At 69.5% G+C, this 21389-nt stretch carries 22 protein-coding genes; 14 read left to right on the forward strand and 8 right to left on the reverse strand.

Features of this window, described 5'->3' with window-relative positions:
* The first annotated feature begins 153 nt into the window (after positions 1-153).
* A complete protein-coding gene (gene metK / locus ACQP06_RS15150; RefSeq protein WP_433672779.1) occupies positions 154-1368 on the forward strand; it encodes a methionine adenosyltransferase in 1215 nt (404 codons plus the stop codon).
* 81 nt (positions 1369-1449) lie between these two features.
* Positions 1450-3831 (forward strand): primosomal protein N', encoded by a 2382-nt coding sequence (locus ACQP06_RS15155; RefSeq protein WP_433672780.1) that lies wholly within the window; start codon positions 1450-1452, stop codon positions 3829-3831.
* A gap of 74 nt (positions 3832-3905) precedes the next feature.
* Here the strand turns inward: ACQP06_RS15155 and ACQP06_RS15160 are convergent, their stop codons facing one another.
* Genes ACQP06_RS15160 through ACQP06_RS15170 form a run of 3 tightly spaced genes read right to left on the reverse strand, consistent with a single transcriptional unit; the run spans position 3906 to position 5670 of the window.
* Entirely contained in the window at positions 3906-4343 is a 438-nt protein-coding gene (locus tag ACQP06_RS15160; RefSeq protein WP_433672781.1) for a MarR family winged helix-turn-helix transcriptional regulator, read from the reverse strand.
* Between the two features lie 10 nt (positions 4344-4353).
* Positions 4354-4779, reverse strand: a complete 426-nt coding sequence (locus ACQP06_RS15165; protein ID WP_433672782.1) for a hypothetical protein — start codon at positions 4777-4779, stop codon at positions 4354-4356.
* Positions 4780-4824: 45 nt separating this feature from the next.
* A complete protein-coding gene (locus ACQP06_RS15170; protein WP_433672783.1) occupies positions 4825-5670 on the reverse strand; it encodes an SDR family oxidoreductase in 846 nt (281 codons plus the stop codon).
* A 78-nt stretch (positions 5671-5748) separates the two neighbouring features.
* Between ACQP06_RS15170 and ACQP06_RS15175 the strand changes: the two genes are divergently transcribed.
* Positions 5749-6330, forward strand: a complete 582-nt coding sequence (locus ACQP06_RS15175; protein ID WP_433672784.1) for a TetR/AcrR family transcriptional regulator — start codon at positions 5749-5751, stop codon at positions 6328-6330.
* A gap of 15 nt (positions 6331-6345) precedes the next feature.
* Here the strand turns inward: ACQP06_RS15175 and ACQP06_RS15180 are convergent, their stop codons facing one another.
* Complete coding sequence (locus ACQP06_RS15180; RefSeq protein WP_433672785.1) at positions 6346-7143, reverse strand: ABC transporter ATP-binding protein; 798 nt, start codon at positions 7141-7143, stop codon at positions 6346-6348.
* A gap of 87 nt (positions 7144-7230) precedes the next feature.
* Between ACQP06_RS15180 and ACQP06_RS15185 the strand changes: the two genes are divergently transcribed.
* From ACQP06_RS15185 to ACQP06_RS15210, 6 genes are all read left to right on the forward strand, one after another.
* Positions 7231-7941, forward strand: a complete 711-nt coding sequence (locus ACQP06_RS15185) for an HAD family hydrolase (protein WP_433672786.1) — start codon at positions 7231-7233, stop codon at positions 7939-7941.
* Positions 7942-8133: 192 nt separating this feature from the next.
* Positions 8134-8730, forward strand: a complete 597-nt coding sequence (locus ACQP06_RS15190; RefSeq protein WP_433673334.1) for a PadR family transcriptional regulator — start codon at positions 8134-8136, stop codon at positions 8728-8730.
* 93 nt (positions 8731-8823) lie between these two features.
* Positions 8824-9846: an esterase/lipase family protein gene (locus ACQP06_RS15195; RefSeq protein WP_433672787.1), complete on the forward strand. Its 1023-nt coding sequence runs from the start codon at positions 8824-8826 to the stop codon at positions 9844-9846.
* Between the two features lie 64 nt (positions 9847-9910).
* Positions 9911-10483 (forward strand): peptide deformylase, encoded by a 573-nt coding sequence (gene def / locus ACQP06_RS15200; protein WP_433672788.1) that lies wholly within the window; start codon positions 9911-9913, stop codon positions 10481-10483.
* A 1-nt stretch (position 10484) separates the two neighbouring features.
* On the forward strand, positions 10485-11408 hold the full coding sequence (gene fmt / locus ACQP06_RS15205) for a methionyl-tRNA formyltransferase (protein ID WP_433672789.1): 924 nt from the start codon (positions 10485-10487) through the stop codon (positions 11406-11408).
* Between the two features lie 698 nt (positions 11409-12106).
* Positions 12107-13432, forward strand: coding sequence for an RsmB/NOP family class I SAM-dependent RNA methyltransferase (locus tag ACQP06_RS15210; protein ID WP_433672790.1), 1326 nt, complete (start codon positions 12107-12109; stop codon positions 13430-13432).
* Between the two features lie 110 nt (positions 13433-13542).
* Here ACQP06_RS15210 and ACQP06_RS15215 read toward each other — a convergent pair whose 3' ends face one another.
* On the reverse strand, positions 13543-14448 hold the full coding sequence (locus ACQP06_RS15215; protein ID WP_433672791.1) for an RNA polymerase sigma factor SigF: 906 nt from the start codon (positions 14446-14448) through the stop codon (positions 13543-13545).
* Positions 14448-14870 carry an anti-sigma factor gene (locus ACQP06_RS15220; RefSeq protein WP_379279317.1) on the reverse strand — a complete coding sequence of 141 codons (423 nt, stop codon included), beginning with the start codon at positions 14868-14870 and terminating at the stop codon, positions 14448-14450. Before ACQP06_RS15220 ends, ACQP06_RS15215 begins: the two co-directional genes overlap by 1 nt.
* A gap of 126 nt (positions 14871-14996) precedes the next feature.
* Here ACQP06_RS15220 and rpe point away from each other — a divergent pair, with 126 nt between their 5' ends.
* Positions 14997-15662 carry a ribulose-phosphate 3-epimerase gene (gene rpe / locus ACQP06_RS15225; protein WP_433673335.1) on the forward strand — a complete coding sequence of 222 codons (666 nt, stop codon included), beginning with the start codon at positions 14997-14999 and terminating at the stop codon, positions 15660-15662.
* A gap of 26 nt (positions 15663-15688) precedes the next feature.
* On the opposite strand, the gene ACQP06_RS15230 is transcribed toward rpe, so the two are convergent.
* Entirely contained in the window at positions 15689-16135 is a 447-nt protein-coding gene (locus tag ACQP06_RS15230; RefSeq protein ID WP_433672792.1) for a hypothetical protein, read from the reverse strand.
* Positions 16136-16661: 526 nt separating this feature from the next.
* Here ACQP06_RS15230 and ACQP06_RS15235 point away from each other — a divergent pair.
* The 4 genes from ACQP06_RS15235 to ACQP06_RS15250 all read left to right on the forward strand — a co-directional run bounded on the left by ACQP06_RS15235 (position 16662) and on the right by ACQP06_RS15250 (position 19734).
* Positions 16662-17288, forward strand: coding sequence for a riboflavin synthase (locus tag ACQP06_RS15235; RefSeq protein WP_357083253.1), 627 nt, complete (start codon positions 16662-16664; stop codon positions 17286-17288).
* A gap of 85 nt (positions 17289-17373) precedes the next feature.
* A complete protein-coding gene (locus ACQP06_RS15240; protein WP_433672793.1) occupies positions 17374-18618 on the forward strand; it encodes a bifunctional 3,4-dihydroxy-2-butanone-4-phosphate synthase/GTP cyclohydrolase II in 1245 nt (414 codons plus the stop codon).
* Positions 18619-18640: 22 nt separating this feature from the next.
* Positions 18641-19114 (forward strand): 6,7-dimethyl-8-ribityllumazine synthase, encoded by a 474-nt coding sequence (ribH, locus tag ACQP06_RS15245; protein WP_379460179.1) that lies wholly within the window; start codon positions 18641-18643, stop codon positions 19112-19114.
* 2 nt (positions 19115-19116) lie between these two features.
* Positions 19117-19734: a PH domain-containing protein gene (locus tag ACQP06_RS15250; RefSeq protein WP_433672794.1), complete on the forward strand. Its 618-nt coding sequence runs from the start codon at positions 19117-19119 to the stop codon at positions 19732-19734.
* Between the two features lie 69 nt (positions 19735-19803).
* Here ACQP06_RS15250 and ACQP06_RS15255 read toward each other — a convergent pair whose 3' ends face one another.
* Positions 19804-21282 carry an MFS transporter gene (locus tag ACQP06_RS15255; protein ID WP_433672795.1) on the reverse strand — a complete coding sequence of 493 codons (1479 nt, stop codon included), beginning with the start codon at positions 21280-21282 and terminating at the stop codon, positions 19804-19806.
* Positions 21283-21389 lie beyond the last annotated feature (107 nt).

A 21389-nucleotide genomic window follows, 5' to 3' on the forward strand; every position in this document is an offset into this window, starting at 1 on the left:
CGGGTGTCCGAGTCGCAATGTGCTCGTCACGGTGGTGGTTCACCCCTGTGACGAACATATTGGAATAACCTGAGATAAAGGGTTGTGCGATGGCGCGGAGACGCTACTGTCGCCACCCGATACGAGAAACCCGTTGAGGGAGAGGGAACAACTGTGCGCACGTCTGGCAGCCGCCTATTCACCAGTGAGTCGGTGACCGAAGGTCATCCCGACAAGATCTGTGATGCCATCAGCGATTCCATCCTCGACGCGTTGCTCGCGGCCGATCCGCGCAGCCGGGTCGCGGTGGAGACCATGGTGACCACCGGTCAGGTGCACGTGGCCGGTGAGGTCACCACCTCGGCCTACGCCGATATCCCGACCATCGTCCGCGAGAAGGTCCTGGAGATCGGATACGACTCCTCCGCAAAGGGTTTCGACGGCGCGTCCTGTGGCGTGAACGTCGCGATCGGCGCGCAGTCGCCCGATATCGCCCAGGGCGTGGACACCTCGCACGAGGCCCGCGTGGGCGGCGAGGACGACGAGATCGCCCGTCAGGGCGCGGGTGACCAGGGCCTGATGTTCGGGTACGCCACCGTGGAGACCCCGGAGCTGATGCCGCTGCCGATCTCGCTGGCGCACAAGCTGTCCCGGCGTCTGACCGAGGTCCGCAAGACCGGCGTGCTGCCGTACCTGCGGCCCGACGGCAAGACCCAGGTCACCATCGAGTACGACGGCGCCATCCCGAAGCGCCTCGACACCGTGGTCATCTCGACCCAGCACGCGGCCGACATCGACCTGGACAACCTGCTGGCCCCCGACATCCGCGAGAAGGTTGTCGACGCGGTCCTGTCCGAGCTGCAGCTGCCCAACCCGCTCGACACCTCCGACGTGCGCCTGCTGGTCAACCCGACCGGCAAGTTCGTGCTCGGTGGCCCGATGGGTGACGCGGGCCTGACCGGCCGCAAGATCATCGTCGACACCTACGGCGGCATGGCCCGCCACGGTGGCGGCGCCTTCTCCGGTAAGGACCCGTCGAAGGTGGACCGCTCGGCCGCGTACGCCATGCGCTGGGTCGCCAAGAACGTCGTCGCCGCCGGCCTGGCCGAGCGCGTCGAGGTGCAGGTCGCCTACGCCATCGGCAAGGCGGCCCCGGTCGGCCTGTTCGTCGAGACCTTCGGCACCGAGCAGATCGACCCGATCAAGATCTCCGACGCCATCGGTGAGGTCTTCGACCTGCGTCCCGGCGCGATCATCCGCGACCTGGACCTGCTGCGCCCGATCTACGCGCCGACCGCCGCCTACGGCCACTTCGGCCGCACGGATGTCGATCTGCCGTGGGAGCGCACCGACCGCGCGGAGAAGCTGCGCGCGGCCGCCGGGCTGTAATTGACCGGCACCCAACAGTTCTCGACGGGAGCGTCGGGCACGGAGTCCCCCTCCGAGCCCGACGCTCCCGCCGTCGTTGGCGTGTCACGGCCCATCGCCCGGGTCCTGCCCCTGCTCGAACCCGCCCACCTGGACCGCGATTTCGACTACGTCGTCCCTCCTGAGCTGGATGAACTGGCGCAACCCGGCGTCCGGGTCCGAGTCCGCTTCTCCGGCCGCCTCATCGACGGCTACCTCCTCGAACGCCTCGAAAGATCCGCCCACACCGGCAAACTCGTCCGCCTCGAGCGCGTGGTCTCCGGCGAGCAGGTCCTCACCCCCGAAATCCTGAAACTCGTCACCGCCGTAGCCGCCCGCTACGTCGGCACCCGCGCCGACGTCCTCCGCCTCGCCATCCCACCCCGCCACGCCAAGGTCGAAACCGAGGGCACCGAGAAACCCGAAAAGCCCAAGCGCGCTTCGAAGAAGGCTGCCGCCGACCCGGCCACCGCCATCGACGACGTGGTCGACCTCGACGCAGTGCAGCTCCCCGCCGAGCGCGCCGACCCGCCGTCGATCGAGGCGGCCGATCTCGAAGCTGCCCGGAACACCGCGGCGGTGGCCGGCGCGACCGGGGGCGAGTCGGCCGACGCCGGCATGGACGCCGTCGCGCAGTCGGGCGAACCCGGCGTCAACAGCGGTGGGACCGGCGTTGAATCGGCGGAATCGCTCGCCGCGCCGAGTGGTCCGGTCGCCGAGGTGCTCCCCGGCACTGTCGCCGCGACCGATGCGATCGCCGGAGCGGGTGTGATCGAGCCGGAGCAGGCCGGTGGTCCGCTCGCGTTGCCGACCGAGTTCCCTGGGTGGGGCCGCTACGTTCACGGCCACTCGTTCCTGGGCGCGCTGCTGGCGGGGCGGGGGCCGCGCGCGGGGTGGCAGGCGCTACCGGGGGAGGATTGGGCCAAGCGGCTGGCTGAGTTGGCGGCGGTGACCGTGCGGGGTGGGCGCGGGGCCGTGATCATGGTGCCGGATCAGCGGGATCTGGATCGGGTGCTGGCGGAATGTGTTGCGTTGGTGGGGGAGTCGGCGGTCGGGCTGGCGGCGGGGCTGGGGCCGTCGGCGCGGTATCGGCGGTGGTTGTCGGTGTTGCGGGGGAAGGCCAAGGTGGTGGTGGGGACGCGCAGTGCGGTGTTCTCGCCGGTGCGTGACCTCGGGTTGATCGCCATCTGGGACGACGGGGACGATACGTTCGCCGAGCCGCGGTCGCCGTATCCGCATGCGCGGGAAGTGGCGATGCTGCGGGCGCACGAGACCGGGGCGGCGTTCGTGGCGGCCGGGTTCGCGCGCACGGCCGAGGTGCAGGCGATCGTCGAATCCGGGTGGGCGCACGACCTGCTCGCGGATCGGGCCGTGGTGCGGCAGGCCATGCCGCGCATCACCGCGCCCGGCGACACCGACGCCGCGCTGGAACGGGATCCCATCGCGCAGGCGATCCGGATTCCGGCGGTGGCGTTCATGGAGGCGCGCAAGGCGCTCAAAGCCGGTGGGGCCGTGCTGGTTCAGGTGCCGAGGCGTGGCTACATCCCGGCTCTCTCGTGCGCGAAGTGCCGGACTCCCGCGCGCTGCCGCCACTGCAACGGGCCTCTCGCGCTGCCGGACAACGCGCCCGCGTCACGTGGCGCATTGCGCAGTGGGCGAGAAGGTGTCGCCGAGGCGCAGAGCCCGGCCTGCCGCTGGTGCGGAATCACCGAGGCCGCGTTCCGTTGCGGATCTTGTGGATCGCGTGCGCTGCGGGCGGTCGTCATCGGCGCGTCCCGCACCGCCGAGGAGCTGGGCCGTGCGTTTCCCGGTGTGCCCGTGCGCGGTTCGGGCGGCTCCTCGATCCTGAATTCGGTGCCGGAGGGAGCGCAGGTGGTGGTCTCCACCATCGGCGCGGAACCCCCGGTGCCCGGCGGCTACGCGGTCGCCATGCTCCTGGACGGCTGGGCCCTGCTCGGCCGCGCCGACCTGCGCGCCGCCGAGGACGCCCTGCGCCGCTGGATGTCGGCCGCCGCCCTGGTCCGCTCCGACGGCCGTGTCATCGTCATGGCCGATGCCGGTCTCCCCACCGTGCAGGCCCTGGTCCGCTGGGACCCGGTGTGGCACGCGGGTTTCGAACTCGACCAGCGCGTCGAGGTCCGCTTCCCGCCCGCGGTCCGCTTCGCCGCCATCGACGGCACCTCCGACTCCATCGCCGAATTGCTCGGCGAGGCAAAGCTTCCCGGCGACGTCGAAGTCCTGGGCCCGGTACCGCTGCCCCCCGGCGCCCGGAAGCCCTTCTCCTCCGGCGACTCTCCCGCCGAGGTCGAACGGATGATCCTGCGCGCCGACCGCTCCGGCGCGGCGGCCCTGTCCCGCGCCCTCACCGCCGCCCAGGCGATCCGCAGCACCCACCGCTCCGACGCCCCCCTGCGGGTCCAGATCGACCCGATCGACATCGGCTGACCGACAACGAGATCAGGCACCTCCCGGCACGGAATTCTGTCCCGATCGCTGCCCGGTGTGCTCATTGATCCTGGTCAGGAACCCGCGATTTCGTCGCGGGGGAGTGCGGCGAGCGCGGTGAGTGCGTTGAGGAAGCCGCGGCGGTCGGCGGGGGGCAGCTTGGCGAGCAGTCGATCCTCGTGGGCCTGGATCTCGGCCTGGGCGGCATCGCGTAGATGGCGGCCCTCGGTGGTCAGCGCGAGCAGCCGGGCCCGGCGGTCGGCCGGATCGGGGCGACGTTCGATGAGCCCGCGTTCCTGCAGGTCGTCGAGTACCGCGATGATCCGCGTCTTGTCCGCCCCGATCTCCTGCGCCAGCACCCCTTGACCCCGTGCCGGACCTTCATCGAGATGCAGCAGTACGACATACGCCCACATGGTCAGCCCGTGCGCGGCCAGCACCGGTTGCTCGGCCGCCATGAGGGCGCGGCCCAGGGGGACGATCATCGCTGCGAGGTCCGGACGGTCTGTCATGCGGACCAGACTATGCGGCGAGCCGGTGCGGCCTGTCGATCGTGTCGCCCGCGCGGGTCAGGACGGCGTCGGCGTCGAAGGTGTCGGTCTGCCAGGAGTCGAGGCCGATCCCGACGCGGCCGCGCCAGGCGCGCACGATCTCGGTGTGGACGGGCCAGCGCACGAAGCGGCGCATATCCCGCTCGGACTCCCACACCGAGATCGATCCGCCCCGGAACTCCGCGGGCCGGCCCCACAGCCACAAACCCACCGCGCCCTGCATGACCGGCCACGTCCGGCCCAATTCCAGTCCCGCCGTATAGATGTCGCGCGCCTCGGCCTCGGAGTCCGCGAGGAAGTCGGTCACGCTGACGAATACCGGACCCGGACGCCGATCGTTCGGTCCGGGATTCCAGGGCATGAGCACGGTGCCTTCGGAGAATGATTTCGTATGCATACGTAGACGATAAGCGTATGCGTACGAAATATTCAATGGTCGAACTCAGTGGAAGGCCGGAGCGACGCGGGCCGCCCACTGTGCGTACCCCGTCGCGGGACGTCCGAGGACCCGCTCGACATCACCGCTGACCAGCTGCTCCTCGGGCGTCGGCTCGCCGAGAATGCTGAGGGTGTGGTCCGCGACGGATTCCGGCATGAACCGCAGCATGTTGACCCTGGCCTCCGCCCGGCTCAGCTCCACGAACCGCAGCGGCTCCCCGAGTGCCGCCGCCAGCGCCGCGGCCTGATCGCGTGGAGTGACGAGTTCCGGTCCGGTCACGGTGTAGCTCTGCCCGTGATGGCCGTCCCGCGTCAACGCGGCCGCGGCGACGGCCGCGATATCGCCCGGATCCACCTGCGGCAGACCGACATCCCCGAAGGGTGCGGGGATCATCCGCTCGGCGCGGACCGGTTCGATCCACGCGAACGTATTGGTGAAGAACCCACCCGGCCGCAGCACCGTCCACTCCAGCTCCGACGCGGCCAGTGCCCGTTCGAAGGCCAGCGTCCGCGCGTAGCCGTCACTGCCCGGCCGGGTCACCGCGCCTTGCGAGGACAGGAACACCACGCGCCGGACACCCGCCGCCGCAACGGTTTCCAGCACATCGGCGGGTGCGGGCCCCTCGACCAGCTGCGGTCCGGTGATGAGCAGGAACAAGCTGTCCGCACCTGTCACCGCCTCGGCCAGGCTGTCCAGATCCCCGATGTCGGCGCGGCGGTGTTCGGCGCCGTGGGGCAGGTCGATCGGCTTCTCGCCGCGCGAGACGGCGACCACCTTCTCGCCGGCTTCCGCGAGTTCGCGCACGAGCGCGCTGCCGACGTTTCCGGTCGCTCCGGTTACCACGATCATCTGTCTCACTCCTGAGTTAGTTGGCTGACTAAATCGAACGATAGGCCACATGACCGGCCGTTGTCTATAGTTAGTCGTATGACTGACTCAGTGGTGCGGGCGGCGGGGAAGCGCGAGCGGCTCTCGGATGCCGCCGCCAAGGTCTTCCATGAGCAGGGCGTGGAGAAGACGACCATCGCCGATATCGCGCGCGCCGCCGACGTGCCGGTCGGCAATGTGTACTACTACTTCAAGACCAAGGATCAGCTGGTCCAGGCGGCGATCGGCGCGCACGCGCGCACGGCTCGGGAGATCATCACCGCTCTGGAGGAGATCGACGCCCCCGCGGCGCGTTTGAAGGCGCTGGTGCGCGGCTGGGTCGAGCAGCGGGACGTCGCCGCCCGGTTCGGTTGCCCCTCGGGCACTCTCGCCACCGAACTGGACAAGCGGGAGGACGGCCTCGACCGCGAGCTCGCCGATGTCATGGGCGGGCTGCTGGAATGGATCGACACGCAGTTCGCGGCGATGGGGCGCAATGACTCTCGTGAGCTCGCGGTCGCCCTGCTGGCCGCCTATCAGGGGATTTCCCTGCTCACGAACACTTTCCGCGACCCGGACATGATGACGGCCGAGGGTGCTCGCCTGGAACGCTGGATCGACTCGCTGGTCCCGGCGACCTGAGTCGACGACCGCGGATCAGTTCAGTTGCGGCTGAACGGGTCTGACACTCCAGCGGCCTTCGTCGCGCAGAATCCGCACCGGATGGTCGAAGCAGGTGCTGATGTGGGCGGTCGTGACCACCTCGTCGACCGCGCCGGCGGCGACGATGCGGCCATCGCGCAGCAACATGGCGTGGGTGGTGCCGGGCGGAAGTTCCTCCAGGTGATGAGTCACCAGCACCGACGCCAGCTCCGGGTGGGTGCGCTGCAGCAGGTCGACGCGCTCCAGAAGTTGTTCGCGCCCGGCCAGATCCAGCCCGGTGGCCGGTTCGTCGAGCAACAGTAGGCGCGGGCTCGGCATGAGCGCGCGGGCGATCAGGGCGCGGCCGCGCTGGCCCTGGGACAGGATCTGCCAATCCGCGTCGCGGCGGTGCGACAGGCCGAGTAGATCGACCAGGCGATCGGCCTCGGCCAGCTGTTCGGGGGAGGGCTGCCAGCGGGGGATCAGGGCCGCGGTATTGGTCGCACCGGTCAGCACGACCTCCCGCACGGTGAGTGCGCCGCTGGGCGCATGACGCGGATCGACGTGCCCGATGCCGGCGCGGAGCGCACGCATGTCGACGCGCCCCAATCGCTGCCCGAGCACCTCCACAGCGCCCTTGGTGGGATGTTCCAACGCGCCGAGCATGCGCAGTAGCGTGGTCTTGCCCGCGCCGTTGGGGCCCAGCAGCGCCCAGTGCTCACCGGCGCGCACGGTGAGCGAAACCCCTTGCAGGATAGGGTTTCCGCTCCGCACCACCGTCACGTCGTTCACGTTCAGCACCGGGTCCGTCATGTCCCGAGCCTAGCAAAGTCCTCAGACAAGTTGAGGAGTAGGGCGAGCTTGACGGTTAGCTCTGTGTTTGCTGTGTAGGGTGGCGGCATGGCGATCGACGCGGTGCTGTTCGACTTCTCCGGCACGCTCTTCCGATTCGACGACGCGGCGTTCCACGGCGCGCGCCTCACCGACGCCGGCGGGCGCCCGCTCGACAGTCATGAGATCGCCGAGATCATGCGCCGCATGACCGCCCCCGTCGGCCAATTCGTCGAGTTCGACGCCGAAGGCCAATACGCCGACGCCGAAGGCCAATACGCCTGGGAGAACCGGGATCTCGATCCCGCCCTGCACCGCCGCGCCTACCTCGAGGTGCTCGAGCAATCCGGCGTCCCCGCCGCGCAGGCGATCCGGCTCTACGAACTCATGCGCGACGCCGGGGAGTGGACGCCCTACCCGGACACCGGTGAAGTGCTGCGCGCACTCCACGAGCGCGGTCTGCGTGTGGGTGTGGTCAGCAATATCGCCTTCGACATCCGCCCGGCCTTCGCCGACCGCGGCTGGCTCCGATATATCGATGAATTCGCGTTGTCGTACGAAGTCGGCGCGATGAAGCCGGATGCCCGCATCTTCGAGGCCGCTCTGGACGGCCTCGGCGTCGCTCCCGGCCGGGCTCTCATGGTCGGCGACAGCCTCGAGGCCGACGGCGGCGCCAAGGCTCTGGGCTGCGCGTTCGCCCTGGTCGATCCGCTGCCGACGGACGATCGCGCGACCGGACTGTGGGATGCGGTCCGCGCGCACGACCTCCTGACCCCCTAACTTCCAAACCGGTCGGTTCGTGTTCCAGTTCACCCTTGCTGCGGATAGATTGTCGATATATCGTCGATAGCAGCAAATGCAACGACGAGCCTTGAAGGAGGCACGACCATGGAACACATGGACAACATCGAACGGGGCCGCGGCCCCTGGCGGCGCCGCGGCGACGAGCAGCAGGGCCCCGAACATCCGCGGATGCGTCGAGGTGGGCCCCGCGGCCCGCGCGGTGAATTCGGCCCGCACCGCCACGGCCACGGCCGTGGATTCGGCCCGGACTTCGGTCCCGGCTTCGGTCCCGGTCCGCACTTCGGTCGCGGTCGCGGCCGCGGCGGACGTGGCCGGCGCGGCGATGTCCGCGCCGCCATCCTGCTCCTGCTGCAGGAGCAGCCCATGCACGGTTACGAGCTGATCCAGCAGATTCGCGAACGCAGCGAGGATGTCTGGCGTCCCAGCCCCGGCTCCATCTACCCCGCGCTGGCTCAGCTCGAGGACGAGGGCCTGGTGCTCATCGAGAAGGTGGCGGGTCGCAAGACGGCCAAGCTCACCGCGGCCGGAGTCGAGTACGTCGAGGCCAATCGCACCGATCTGGGCGACCCTTGGCAGGACGTCAAGGACGGCGTCGGCGACCAGGCTCTCGACCTGCGCGGACTGGTCGGTCAGCTGATGGGCGCGGTGGCCCAGGTGGCCGCCGTCGGCACCAAGGATCAGGCGGCCAAGGCGGCCGAGGTGCTCACCGAAGCGCGCCGCTCGCTCTACCGGATCCTCGCCGAGGACGACACACCCGAAAAGTGACGGGTCCGAATCACCGGAAACCGCCGGGACTTTCGGCTCGAAACCGGTCAAGATCGTGACATGGGACAAAAGCGCCCCATGCGATCTTGTGACATGGGACAAAAGAGGAACCGGACGCGCGGATACTTGCGCCGCGTCGCGCCGGTGGGGGTAGTGGCGCTGGCGGCCGCCGTGATCGGTACGGCCGCCACCCCGACGGGGACCTACGCGCAGGCCGAACCGGCCGCCGCACCGGTCCTGCGGGTGCCCGCGCAGCAGGGGCCGCCGCAGACCGGGCATCTGGCGGCGGCCAAGTATCTGAAGGAGCATCCGGACGCTGCGCCCCAGGGCGCCAACGACTTCGGCTGCAAACCGACCGCCGAACACCCGCGGCCGGTGATCCTGGCCCACGGCACCGATTCCTCGGCCTACTCCGACTGGTCGGGCCTGAGCCCGCTGCTCGCCAAGGCCGGGATCTGCGTCTTCGCCCTGAACTACGGCGGCAAGCCCGGCAAGACCACCTTCGGCACCGAGGACGTGTGGGCCAGCTCCGCGCAGATCGGCGTCTTCGTCGACCAGGTGCTCGCCGCCACCGGGGCCACGCAGGTGGATCTGGTCGGTTTCTCTCAGGGCGCGAGCGTGACTCGCTACTGGGTCAACAAACTCGGCGGCGCGCCCAAGGTCGGGCAGTGGATCGGCATGGCCTCGCCCAGTTACGGCGGGATCATGTACGGGCTGGTGCCGATCGCCGACGCGGTGCCGGGGATCTACAAACTCGTCGAGTTCGGCTCCTCGCTCGCCGCCGTCCAGCAGGCCGCGGGATCACCGTTCATCACCGACCTCAACGCGGGCGGCGACACGGTGCCGGGTGTGAAATACACGACCATCGGCAGCCGGGTGGATGAGATGATCCAGCCCAATACCAATATCGCCCTGCGCGGTCCGGGCGCGACCAATATCGTGCTGCAGGATCTGTGCGAGGCCGACCTGACCGGGCATTTCCACCTGGTCTACGACCCGTTCGCGCAACAGCTGGCGGTCAATCTGCTCGATCCCGGACACGCCGTGACACCGGTCTGCGTGCCGGTGCCGTTCGGCACCGGGATCAGCGATGTCGTGTTGGCGGCGCATTCCTGATCGGGGTGGTCACGGGCGTCCGTAAAATGAGACGACCGTATTCGTTCGCTATCGGGAGCTGCCCGTGACCATCCAGCCTGTCCGCCTGTTCGGCGATCCGATCCTGCGCGCCCGCGCGGCGGAGGTCGAGACGTTCGACCGGGAGGTGCGCCAGCTGGTCACCGACCTCATCGACACCATGTACGAGAGCGGCGGGGTCGGCATGGCCGCCCCGCAGATCGGGGTCGGACTGCGGGTCTTCGTCTACGACACCGGCGACGCCCAGGGGCATCTGATCAACCCCGTCTTCGAGGTCGAGGGCGACGAGACCCAGACCGGGCCCGAGGGCTGCCTGTCGATCCCGGGCGTGCGTTTCGACGTGACCCGGCCGATGACCGTGCTGGCGCGCGGTGTCGACCTGGACGGCAAGCCCGTGGAGTTCCGGGCCGAGGGACTGCTGGCGCGCTGCGTGCAGCACGAGACCGACCACCTCGACGGCGTGCTGTTCCTGCAGCGGCTGGAGTCGGCCTTCCGCAAGGAGGCCATGCGCACGATTCGCGAATCGTCTTGGTTCACACAGGGAATCACAGTGCTGCCCGCGTCCGAGATCGGCGGCGGTCGCCGCGCCTCGGCCGGTAGCCGGGAACGGAGCCGCTGATATGCGTCTGGTCTTCGCGGGAACCCCCGAACCGGCGGTGCCGTCGCTGCGGCGACTCATCGAATCCGGGCGGCACGAAGTGGTCGGGGTGGTGACCCGGCCGGACGCGGTGGCCGGACGCGGCCGCAAGATCACCCGCTCGCCCATCGGGCAGCTGGCCGACGAACACGGGATTCCGGTGTTCACGCCACGCAAGCCGTCCGAGCCCGAATTCATCGCCCAGCTCACCGAACTCGCGCCGGACTGCTGTCCGGTCGTGGCCTACGGCGCGCTGCTGCCCGAAACGGTGCTCGCGATTCCGCGGTTCGGCTGGATCAACCTGCACTTCTCGCTGCTGCCCGCCTGGCGCGGCGCGGCGCCGGTGCAGTCGGCGCTGCTGGCCGGTGACGAGTACACCGGGGCGTCCACGTTCCTCATCGAGAAGGGTCTCGACACCGGGCCCGTCTTCGGCACCATGACCGAGAAGGTCGCGCCCGCCGATACCGCGGGCACCCTGTTGGAGCGTCTCGCCGACAGCGGCTCGGTGCTGCTGGAATCCACCCTGGACGCCGTGGAAGACGGTACCGTGCAAGCGGTTCCGCAGCCGCTGGACGGCATCTCCTACGCCCCCAAGGTGGAACCGGAAGCGGGCCGCATCCGCTGGGACAAGCCCGCCCTCGCCATCTCCCGGCGCATCCGCGCGGTCACCCCCGCGCCCGGCGCGTTCACCGAGATCGACGGCAAACGCCTCAAACTCGGCCCCGTCGAACTCGTGGAGGAAACCCTCCCGCCCCGCACCATCGACGTGCGCAAGTCGGGTGTCTTCATCGGCACCGCCACCACCGCGGTCCGCCTCACCCAGGTCCAGCCCCAGGGCAAGCGCATGATGCCCGCCCTGGACTGGGCCCGTGGCGCTCGCCTGGAACCGGGCACGGTGACCGAATGACCAACCCCGACAACAACCCTCCCCGCCGTCCCTTCCGCCGCTCCTCGGCCGGGGCATCCGACGACTCGAACGCGACCCGCGGCTCCGACACCGGCGACCGCCGCGCGGGCTACGGCCGTGGCGATCGCCCAGCCGGAGAGCGCGATTCGGGCTCGAACCGCTCCTCGGGCGGCCTGCGTGGCCGCGAAGGCTACGGCCGGCGCGAGGGCGGCGGCCGTAGCGACACCGGAGACCGCGGTCGCTCCGACGACCGCCGCGGCGGATATGGCGGCGGAGAACGCGATTCGGGTTCGAACCGGTCCTACGGCGGCGATCGTGGGCGCGACAGTTTCGGCGGACACCGTAGCGGTGGCGGCGAGCGGTCCGGTGGCGGACGTCGCGATGATGATGATCGTCGTGGATTCGGTGGGGGAGACCGTGATTCGGGGTCGGATCGGTCGTCTCGCGGAGGCGACCAGCGCGGTGCCGGGCGGGAGCGCGTTTCCTCTTCCGGCGGGCGGTCATCCGGTGGCGGCCGTGGCGGCGACTCGTTCGGTGGCAAGCGTGGTGCGGGTAGCGGTGGTGGACGGGGTAAGTCCACGGACAGCTCGCGGAGTTCGCACGGCGACCGGGGTGGCAAGCGGGTAGACGCTGGTGCGCGGGGTGGCGAGCCCGGTGCCGCGGCGGCTCGGCGGGCGGAGAAGGCGGGGGCCGATCCGGTGCGGATCGTGGCGCGGGATGTGCTGCGGGCGGTGCGGGAGCGGGATGCCTACGCGAATCTGGTGCTTCCGGGGTTGTTGCGGGAGCGGAAGATCAGCGGGCGGGACGCGGCGCTGGCGACCGAGTTGACGTATGGGGCCTCGCGGTCGGTGGGGTTGCTGGACGCGGTGATCGCGGATTGCGCGGGGCGGGCGGTCGAGGAGATCGACGGTCCGTTGCTGGACGCGCTGCGGTTGGGGACGTATCAGTTGTTGCGGACCCGGATCGGGGCGCACGCGGCCGTTGACACGTCGGTGGCGTTGGTGCGGGCCGAGTACGGGCAGGGGCGGGCCGGGTTTGTGAACGCCGTGCTGCGGCGGGTGGCCGAGCGCACTCCGGAGGAGTGGGTGGAGCGGCTCGCGCCGTCGGATCCGCTGGGGCACTTGGCGTTCGAGTTCGCGCATCCGGTGTGGATCGCGCAGGCGTTCGCGGACGCGCTCGGCGCGCGGGCGGGCGAGCTGCGCGACGTGCTCGAGGCGGACGACGCCCGGCCGCTGGTGCATCTGGTGGCGCGGCCCGGCGATATGACCGCCGAGGAGTTGGCGCTGATCGCCGGCGGCGAGGAAGGCCGCTGGTCGCCGTACGCGGTGTACCTCGAGGGCGGTGACCCGGCGAAGCTGGAGCCGGTCCGCGAGGGCATGGCCGCGGTGCAGGACGAAGGCAGTCAGCTGGTGGCCCTGGCGGTCACCCGGGCGCCTCTCGAGGGTGAGGACGGCGGTCGTTGGCTGGACCTGTGCGCGGGTCCGGGCGGCAAGACCGCACTGCTGGCCTCGATCGCCGAGATCGACGGCTTCCGCGTCGATGCCGTCGAACCGGCCGAGCACCGTGCCGACCTGGTCCGCAAGGCCACTCGCGGCATGCCGGTCGACGTCCACGTCGCCGACGGCCGTGACTCGGGCCTGACCCCGGGCTTCGACCGCATCCTCGTGGACGCGCCCTGCACCGGTCTGGGCGCGCTGCGCCGCCGCCCGGAGGCTCGCTGGCGCCGCCAGCCCTCCGACGTCCGCGACCTGGTCACCCTGCAGCGTGAACTGCTCACCGCCGCGTGGGATCTCGTGCGCCCGGGCGGCGTGGTGGTCTACTCGACCTGTTCTCCGCACCTGCCGGAGACGGTCTCGGTGGTGTCGGACATGGTCCGCCGCACCGGCGCCGAACAGCTCGACACCCGAGAGCTGCTCCCCGGCGTCCCGGAACTCGGCGACGGCCCGGGCGCCCAGCTGTGGCCGCACCGCCACGGCACCGACGCCATGTTCCTCGCGGCCCTGCGCAAACCGCTGGACGCGTAGCACTCGAACACCGAAAGCCCCTGCGGCGTGAACTACTCACCGCCACAGGGGCTTTCGCGTGTTTCGTACGCAGGTTGTTCCGTCGAGGTCTGACGCCCCGGCCGGTGGGGTCACTCGCGGGCGGACTGCTCCCGCAGGCGGGCCAGGGTCTTGGACAGGATGCGGGAGACGTGCATCTGCGAGATGCCCATCTGCTGGGCGATCTGCGTCTGGGTCATGGATTCGAAGAATCGCATGGTCAGAATGCGGCGTTCGCGTTCCGGCAGACCGGCCAGCAGCGGGCGGATGGCGACGTACTCCTCGACGCGGTCGAATTGGGATTCTTCCTCGCCGAGGGTGTCGAGCAATGAGGCCTCGGTGTCGCGGCCGACGGAGACGGCGTCGATGCTGCTGGGCTGGTACGCGTTTCCGGCGATGACCGCCTGGGTGACCTCGTCGGCGTCGATGTCGAGCGCGGCGGCGATCTCCTTGGCGGTGGGGGAGCGCCCCAGCTGCTGGGAGAGCGCGTCGATGGCGGAGCCGATGCGCAGGTGGGTTTCCTTGACGCGCCGCGGCACCCGCATGGCCCAGGTGTTGTCGCGGAAGTAGCGCCGCACCTCGCCCATGATGGTGGGCACCGCGAAGGACAGGAAGTTGGAGCCGCGGGAGACGTCGAACCGGTCCACCGCGTGCACCAGCCCGACCCGCGCGACCTGGGTGAGGTCGTCGAAAGGCTCACCGCGGCCGCTGAATTTGCGGGCGATGTGGTCGGCCAGCGGAATGCACCGGTTGATCAGCTGTGAGCGCAGGGCGGCGCGCCCCGCGGATCCCGGTGCGGCGGCCGCGAGTTCCTCGAACAGCAGCGCGACGTCGTCGTAGCCGGAGACGCTGCGCGCGACCTCCTCCGCCTCCTCGGCGTCGACGGTCTCCTCGGCCGGTTCTTCGGGTTCGGGGTTCTCGGGGGCTTCGGTGTCGGCGGTCGGATCCTCGGGCCGGGCCGCGTCGTCGGGGGATGGGAACACGTCTTCTCCGGTCACTACGCCTTCCCCCGGACCCGCCGGAACTCCACTGCCGTCGGGTATCCGGAGATGGCCGGATCGAAGGGTTCCTGGGTGGCGGTGACCTCGTCGGAGAGGGTCCGCAGGACGTGCCAGCCGAAGCTGCGCTGGTCGGGTAGGCCTTCGGCGGCGGCGGTGCCGCGGACCCGCACGATCAGGTCGGACTCGCCGACGGTGAACAGACACTGCAGCGTGGAACCCGGGGCGGCGATGGCGATCAGGGTGGAGGCGGCCTCGTCGACGGCGAGTCGGATGTCGGCCACCTCGTCGAGGGTGAAATCGCTGAGCAGCACCAGGGTTTCGGCGAGTCCGCGCACGATGGGCAACTGGGATACGGAGGCGGCGACACCGATTTCGACCGGTGTGCCGCGCAACCCTTGTTCCGCCGAAATGTTGATCACCCTGTAGAGGCTACCCATTCCGGTGCGCGGCAATCAGCCATTCCCGTGACGCGGGACGCACTCGGTGGTGCCGATACACTGCCGCGTGTGTGCACTTCTTCCTCCCCGTTCCAGCGTCCGGCCCCGATGATCGCCCCGTCCATCCTGTCCGCCGATTTCGCGAACCTCGCGGCTGAGCTGCGGGCGATCGAGGGTGCGGACTGGGTGCACGTCGATGTGATGGACAACCACTTCGTGCCCAACCTGACGATGGGCCCGCCGATCGTCGAGAGCCTGCTGAAGGTCACCGACATTCCGATGGACTGCCATCTGATGATCGAGGACCCGGAGCGCTGGGCCCCGTGGTACGCGGAGGCGGGCGCCTACAACGTCACCTTCCACGCCGAGGCGACCGACAACCCGATCGCGGTGGCTCGTGACATTCGCGCGGCGGGCGCCAAGGCCGGGCTCTCGGTGAAGCCGAACACCCCGATCGAGCCCTACCTCGAGATCCTGCGTGATTTCGACACCCTGCTGGTGATGAGCGTCGAACCCGGTTTCGGCGGACAGTCTTTCATCCCGCACGTGCTGGACAAGGCGCGTCAGGTGCGTCGCCTGGTGGACGCCGGTGAGCTGCGCCTGGTGGTGGAGATCGACGGCGGCATCAATATGGACACCATCGAGCAGGCCGCCGAGGCCGGAATCGACTGCTTCGTGGCGGGTTCCGCGGTGTACGGCACCCCGGATCCGGCCGCGACGGTGGAAGCCTTGCGGCAGAGGGTGATCGCCGTCGAGGCGGCGTCGGCCCAGTAGCTCGCGGACGCCGCCGGGATCGGCGCTCAGTGTGCCAGTAGCGCTTCGATCACCGATTCCAGCGGCGGCGCCATGTCGGTGGTCTCCGGCGACCGGATCCAGGTGCGGTAGCCGGTGCGCTCGTCCTCGGCGGAGGGGAGCACGACCTGAGCGCCCGGGCAGGCGATGGTGGCGTAGAGCCGGAACAGGGCCGCGGTCACCGCGGTGCTGAGCGACTCGGGCCGGGCGGGACCGGTGATGAAGGTCCAGCGCCGGGCCCGGGGGTGGTGCACCACCGGCCCGGCCAGTTCGGCCTGGGTGAGTCGCTGGCGGACACGTTCGCCGAGGTCGGCGGGCATGGTGACGGCCCCGTAACGACCGCCTATCTCCAGCAGGATGTGCCGTGATGTCGGATCGATCGATGCCGGCAGGTGAAATTCGCGCCGGTACTGCACGCAGCGAACTTCGAGTGTCGAATCGAGAAGCGTTGTCACGCCGCACCCCTGACTGTGCCGATTGTGTTGTGTGCCACCTGGATCCGACCCGCGCGGGGTCCAACCTTCCTTCGGTTCGTGTGCTGGCGTAGATCGTCACCCGGCCCGGCCGGCCGTGGACGCGTTGACCGTTCTGCTCTGAACTGCTCGGGGAGAGTTGAACTGTTGGAATCAGCTGCATAACAATCTTGCGACCATTTTCGTTGCCGCGCAAGATTCAGGTGTAAGCGAGTCGCGGATTGGGTACCTGCCAGCGTTGGGCCTGGTCAGGCCATGGATAAATCCACTCGATTCCGATCCTGTAATAGGTGATTCCGAGCAATTCGGGCAATTTACTGATCGCAAGTTGGCTTATACCCGATTTCGTCCATCCACCGGTATCCAACGCTCCAGTGAACGAGGCCGCATGTCGCCTACGACTGCGCGTCGTTACGCTGAGGGGGACGGCCGTCCGCGCGGGAATACCGCGTGCGGGGCGCGCTGTTGGCTCGAGCGAGTACGCAGTCGCGATCAGGGAGAGGTACGCATGTTCACAGGCATCGTCGAGGAACTGGGCGAGATCGTCGCCACCGAGCGGCTGGACGATTCGGCGCGGCTGACCATTCGCGGCCCCCTGGTGACCTCCGATGCGGGACACGGTGATTCGATCGCCGTCAACGGCGTCTGCCTCACCGTGGTGGACCGCGAGGTCGTCGGCGACACCTTCACCGTCGATGTGATGGCCGAGACCCTGGACCGTTCCAGCATCGGCGCCCTGGCCGCGGGTTCCCGCGTGAACCTGGAGCGCGCCGCGGCGGTGAACAGCCGGCTGGGCGGCCACATCGTGCAGGGTCACGTGGACGGCACCGGCACCATCGTCTCGCGCACCCCGCACGAGAACTGGGAGGTCGTGCGAATCTCGTTGCCCGACAGCATCGCCCGTTACGTCGTGGAGAAGGGCTCGATCACCGTCGACGGCATCTCGCTGACCGTCTCCGGCATCGGCCTCGCCGAGGACGCGTTCGCCGACGGCAGCAAGGACTGGTTCGAGGTCTCGCTCATCCCCACCACCCGCGAGCTCACCACCCTGGGCACCGCCCCCGTCGGCACCGTCGTGAATCTCGAAGTCGACATCATCGCCAAGTACGTCGAGCGGCTCGTACAGCGGGGCTGACCGGACCCGCGACGCCGGAGGCGGCGCAATTCGGGCACTGCCTTACTGTAATGAGGCACCTAATTCGAGATGGAGCACAACAGACGTGACCAGGTTCGACACCGTAGAGCGCGCAGTCGCCGACATCGCCGCCGGTAAGGCGGTTGTCGTCGTCGACGACGAGGGCCGGGAGAACGAGGGCGACCTCATCTTCGCGGCGGAGAAGGCGACACCCGAGCTGGTGGCCTTCATGATCCGCTACACCTCCGGTTACATCTGTGTGCCGCTCACCGGGGCGGACTGCGATCGCCTGGGCCTGCCGCCCATGTACGCGGTCAATCAGGACCGGCACGGCACCGCCTACACCGTCGCCGTCGATGCCCGGGAAGGTATCAGCACCGGGATCTCGGCAGCCGACCGCGCCACCACCATGCGCGTGCTGGCCGACCCCACCGCCAAATCCGATGATCTGACTCGTCCGGGGCATGTGGTTCCGTTGCGCGCCAAGGACGGTGGTGTGCTGCGCCGTCCCGGCCACACCGAGGCCGCCGTGGATCTGGCCCGGATGGCCGGACTCAGCCCCGCCGGAGTCATCTGCGAGATCGTGAGCCAGAAGAACGAAGGTGATATGGCGCGCACCGACGAGCTGCGCGTCTTCGCCGACGAACACGATCTGGCGCTCATCTCCATCGCCGACATGATCTCCTGGCGCCGCCGCAACGAGAAGCACGTCAAGCAGGTCGCGGAGGCCAAGCTGCCCACCGAGTTCGGCGACTTCCTGGCCATCGGCTACGAGAGCGAATACGACGACGCCGAGCATGTCGCCCTGGTGATGGGCGAGATCGGCGACGGCCGTGACGTGCTGGTGCGCGTGCACTCCGAATGCCTCACCGGCGACGCCTTCGGCTCGCTGCGCTGCGACTGCGGCCCGCAGCTCGACGCCGCCATGGAGCTGATCGCCGAGCAGGGCCGCGGCGTGCTGCTCTACATGCGCGGCCACGAGGGCCGCGGCATCGGCCTGCTGCACAAGCTGCAGGCCTACCAGCTGCAGGACAGCGGTGACGACACCGTCGACGCCAACCTCAACCTGGGCCTGCCGGCCGACGCCCGCGACTACGGCATCGGCGCGCAGATCCTGGTCGACCTGGGCATCAATTCGATGCGGCTGCTCACCAACAACCCGGACAAGCGCGCCGGGATCGAGGGCTACGGTCTGAGCATCAGTGAGCGCGTGGCCATGCCGGTGCGCGCCAACAAGCACAATCTGCGGTACCTGCGCACCAAGCGGGATCGGATGGGCCACGACCTGGTCGGCCTGGAAGACCTGGACCTGGGCGAGACCGCGAACTGACAACCGAGAGGGCGGAACAACGATGAGCGGTACCGGCGTACCGGCTTTCGAGCTCGCCGATGCCAAGGACCTCAAGCTGGGGATCGTGGCCTCGCGCTGGCACACCACCATCTGCGACGCGCTGGTCGCGAACGCGGAGAAGACCGCACGCGACGCGGGCGTCGCCGACATCACCGTGGTCCGGGTCGCCGGCGCCATGGAGCTGCCCGTGGTGGCGCAGGCGCTGGCCCGCAGCCATGACGCGGTGGTCGCGCTCGGCGTCGTGATCCGCGGCGGCACACCGCATTTCGAGTACGTGTGTGATTCGGTGACCGCGGGCCTGACCCGGGTGTCGCTGGACGAGGGCACCCCGGTCGCCAATGGCGTGCTCACGGTGAACACCGAGGAGCAGGCGCTGGACCGTGCGGGCCTGCCGGGTTCGGCGGAGAACAAGGGCGAGCAGGCGGCCGCGGCCGCGCTGGACGCCGCGCTCACCCTGCGCGAACTCAGCGCCTAGTCATGCCCGTCGTCCGGATCTGGAAGCGCGGCGGCTCCGAGGAGGAACCGCCGCACGACCCCGCGACGACGGAAGGGCCTGCCGAGCACCCGACGCAGGCCGGTAGCGAGCAGCAGAAGCCGGAGTCCGAAGCACCCATGGCAGAGACGAAGCCCGACACCGCCGCGAACACCGACGGCGAGTGGGACCTCGAGGTCCGACCGCACCGCGCCATCATCACCGTGCGGATCGTGGCCGCGGTGCTGGCCGCCGTCTTCATCTTCGGCGGGATCGTGCTGCGCCAGGGCTCCACCGGCGTCAACTTCCGGGTCTCCGATCAGCTCGGCCTGGCGGCGTTCGGCCTGGTGCTGGCCGCGGGCGTGCTGACCCTGACCCGGCCCCGGGTGCGGGTCGGCAAGCGCGGGGTCATGGTGCGCAATATCGTCGGCGACAGCGAGTTCGGGTGGCAGGACATCCGCGGGATCTCCTTCCCGGACAAGAAGTCCTGGGCGCGCCTGGAACTGGTGCACGACGAGTACGTGCCCATGATGGCCATCCGCTCCAACGACAAGATGCGCGCGGCCGAGGCCATGGACCGGTTCCGCGAACTCGGCGCGAAGTACACCGGCGAGAACAAGTAAGCCATCCGTCGCCGCGCCTTCGTGGCCGCGGCGGACGGATGGCTGTGCCTCGTCCGATCCGGTTCGGAATCAGTTCTCCGCGAGGGCCTTCTCGGTCTCCGGCCGTTGCGCGGGGACGGACTGCACCGCGCGCCGCACCGGGATCAGCACCGCGATCAGCGCGGCGACCAGGCACACGACGCTGCCGATCAGGAACACCGTGCGGAAGCCGTGCTCGGTCGGGATGCTGTGGCTGCCCATCTGCACACTCATCTGCGCCAGCACCGCGCCGACCACCGCGGCCGAGACCGAGGTGCCGATCGAGCGCATCAGGGTGTTGAAGCTGTTGGCGGCCGCGGTCTCCGACTGCGGCACCGCGCCCATGATGAGCGCGGGCATCGCGCCGTAGGCGAAGGCGACACCGGTGCTGCAGATGATGTTGACGACCACCAGGCCCCCGATGGACCCCATCAGCGGCAGCGCCACACCGTAACCGGCGGCCATGATCAGCGTGCCGGTGACCAGCGTGGTCTTCGGGCCGCGCGCCGCGGACAGCTTCGCGCCGATCGGCGAGATGAGCATCATCATGATGCCGCCGGTGGCCATCCACACGCCCATCATGACCATCGACTGGCCCAGGCCGTAGCCGAGCGCCTCGGGCAGCTGCATGAGCTGCGGAAGGCTCAGCTGTAGCGCGTACAGGCCGACGCCGACCGCGATGCTGGCCAGGTTGGTGACCAGGACCTGCGGGCGAGCGGTGATCCGCAGATCGACCAGCGGTTCGGGGGAGCGCAGTTCCCACCAGCCCCACACCAGCAGCAGCACCAGCGCCGCGGCGAACAGCCCGAGGGTCGAGCCGCTGGTCCAGCCCCAGGCCGCGCCCTTCGACACCGGCAGCAGCAGGCACACCAGGGCCGCGCCGAGCAGGAGCGCGCCGGGAACGTCGAAGCGGCCCGACGGTCCTTCGGAGGTGCCCTCGGGGACGACCAGGACGATGAGCGCGGTGGCGATCGCCACGAGAACCGCTGCGACCCAGAACATCACACGCCAGTTGCTGTACTCGGTGACCGCGGACGCGATCGGCAGGCCGAGCGCGCCGCCGATGCCCAGCGACGAGCTGATCAGCGCGATGGCCGAACCGAGGCGCTCGGGCGGCATCACATCGCGCAACAGGGCGATGGCCAGCGGGATGGTGCCCACGCCCAGGCCCTGCAGCCCGCGTCCGATGATCATCGGGATCAGCGAGGTCGACACCGCGCACACGATCGAGCCCACCATGATCGGGATGGTCGAGGCGATGAGCATGCGGCGCTTGCCGTACATGTCGCCGAGCCGTCCCGCGACCGGCGTGGCCACGGCCGCCACCAGCAGGGTGATGGTGACGACCCATGACGCGTTCGACGCGGACGCGTGCAGGATTCGGGGCAGGTCGCCCAGGAGCGGGACCACCAGCGTCTGCATCAGTGAGGCGACGACGCCGGTGTAGGCCAGCACCGCGAGGGTGCTGCCGGCGCGTGTGGGCTCCGGCGGGGCGCCGGCAGGCCGAGTAGCGGACTCGGGTCTGGTCATAGGGGTTCTCCTCATCATCAATCTATGTGCACTATACACATCACGTGCATGATGCATAATCGATGTCCGGCGCCCGTCACACGTAGGGTGTGGGGACCGCGGAAAGG

The sequence above is a fragment of the Nocardia sp. CA-136227 genome (genome assembly GCF_050955695.1).
Classification (GTDB): Bacteria; Actinomycetota; Actinomycetes; order Mycobacteriales; family Mycobacteriaceae; genus Nocardia.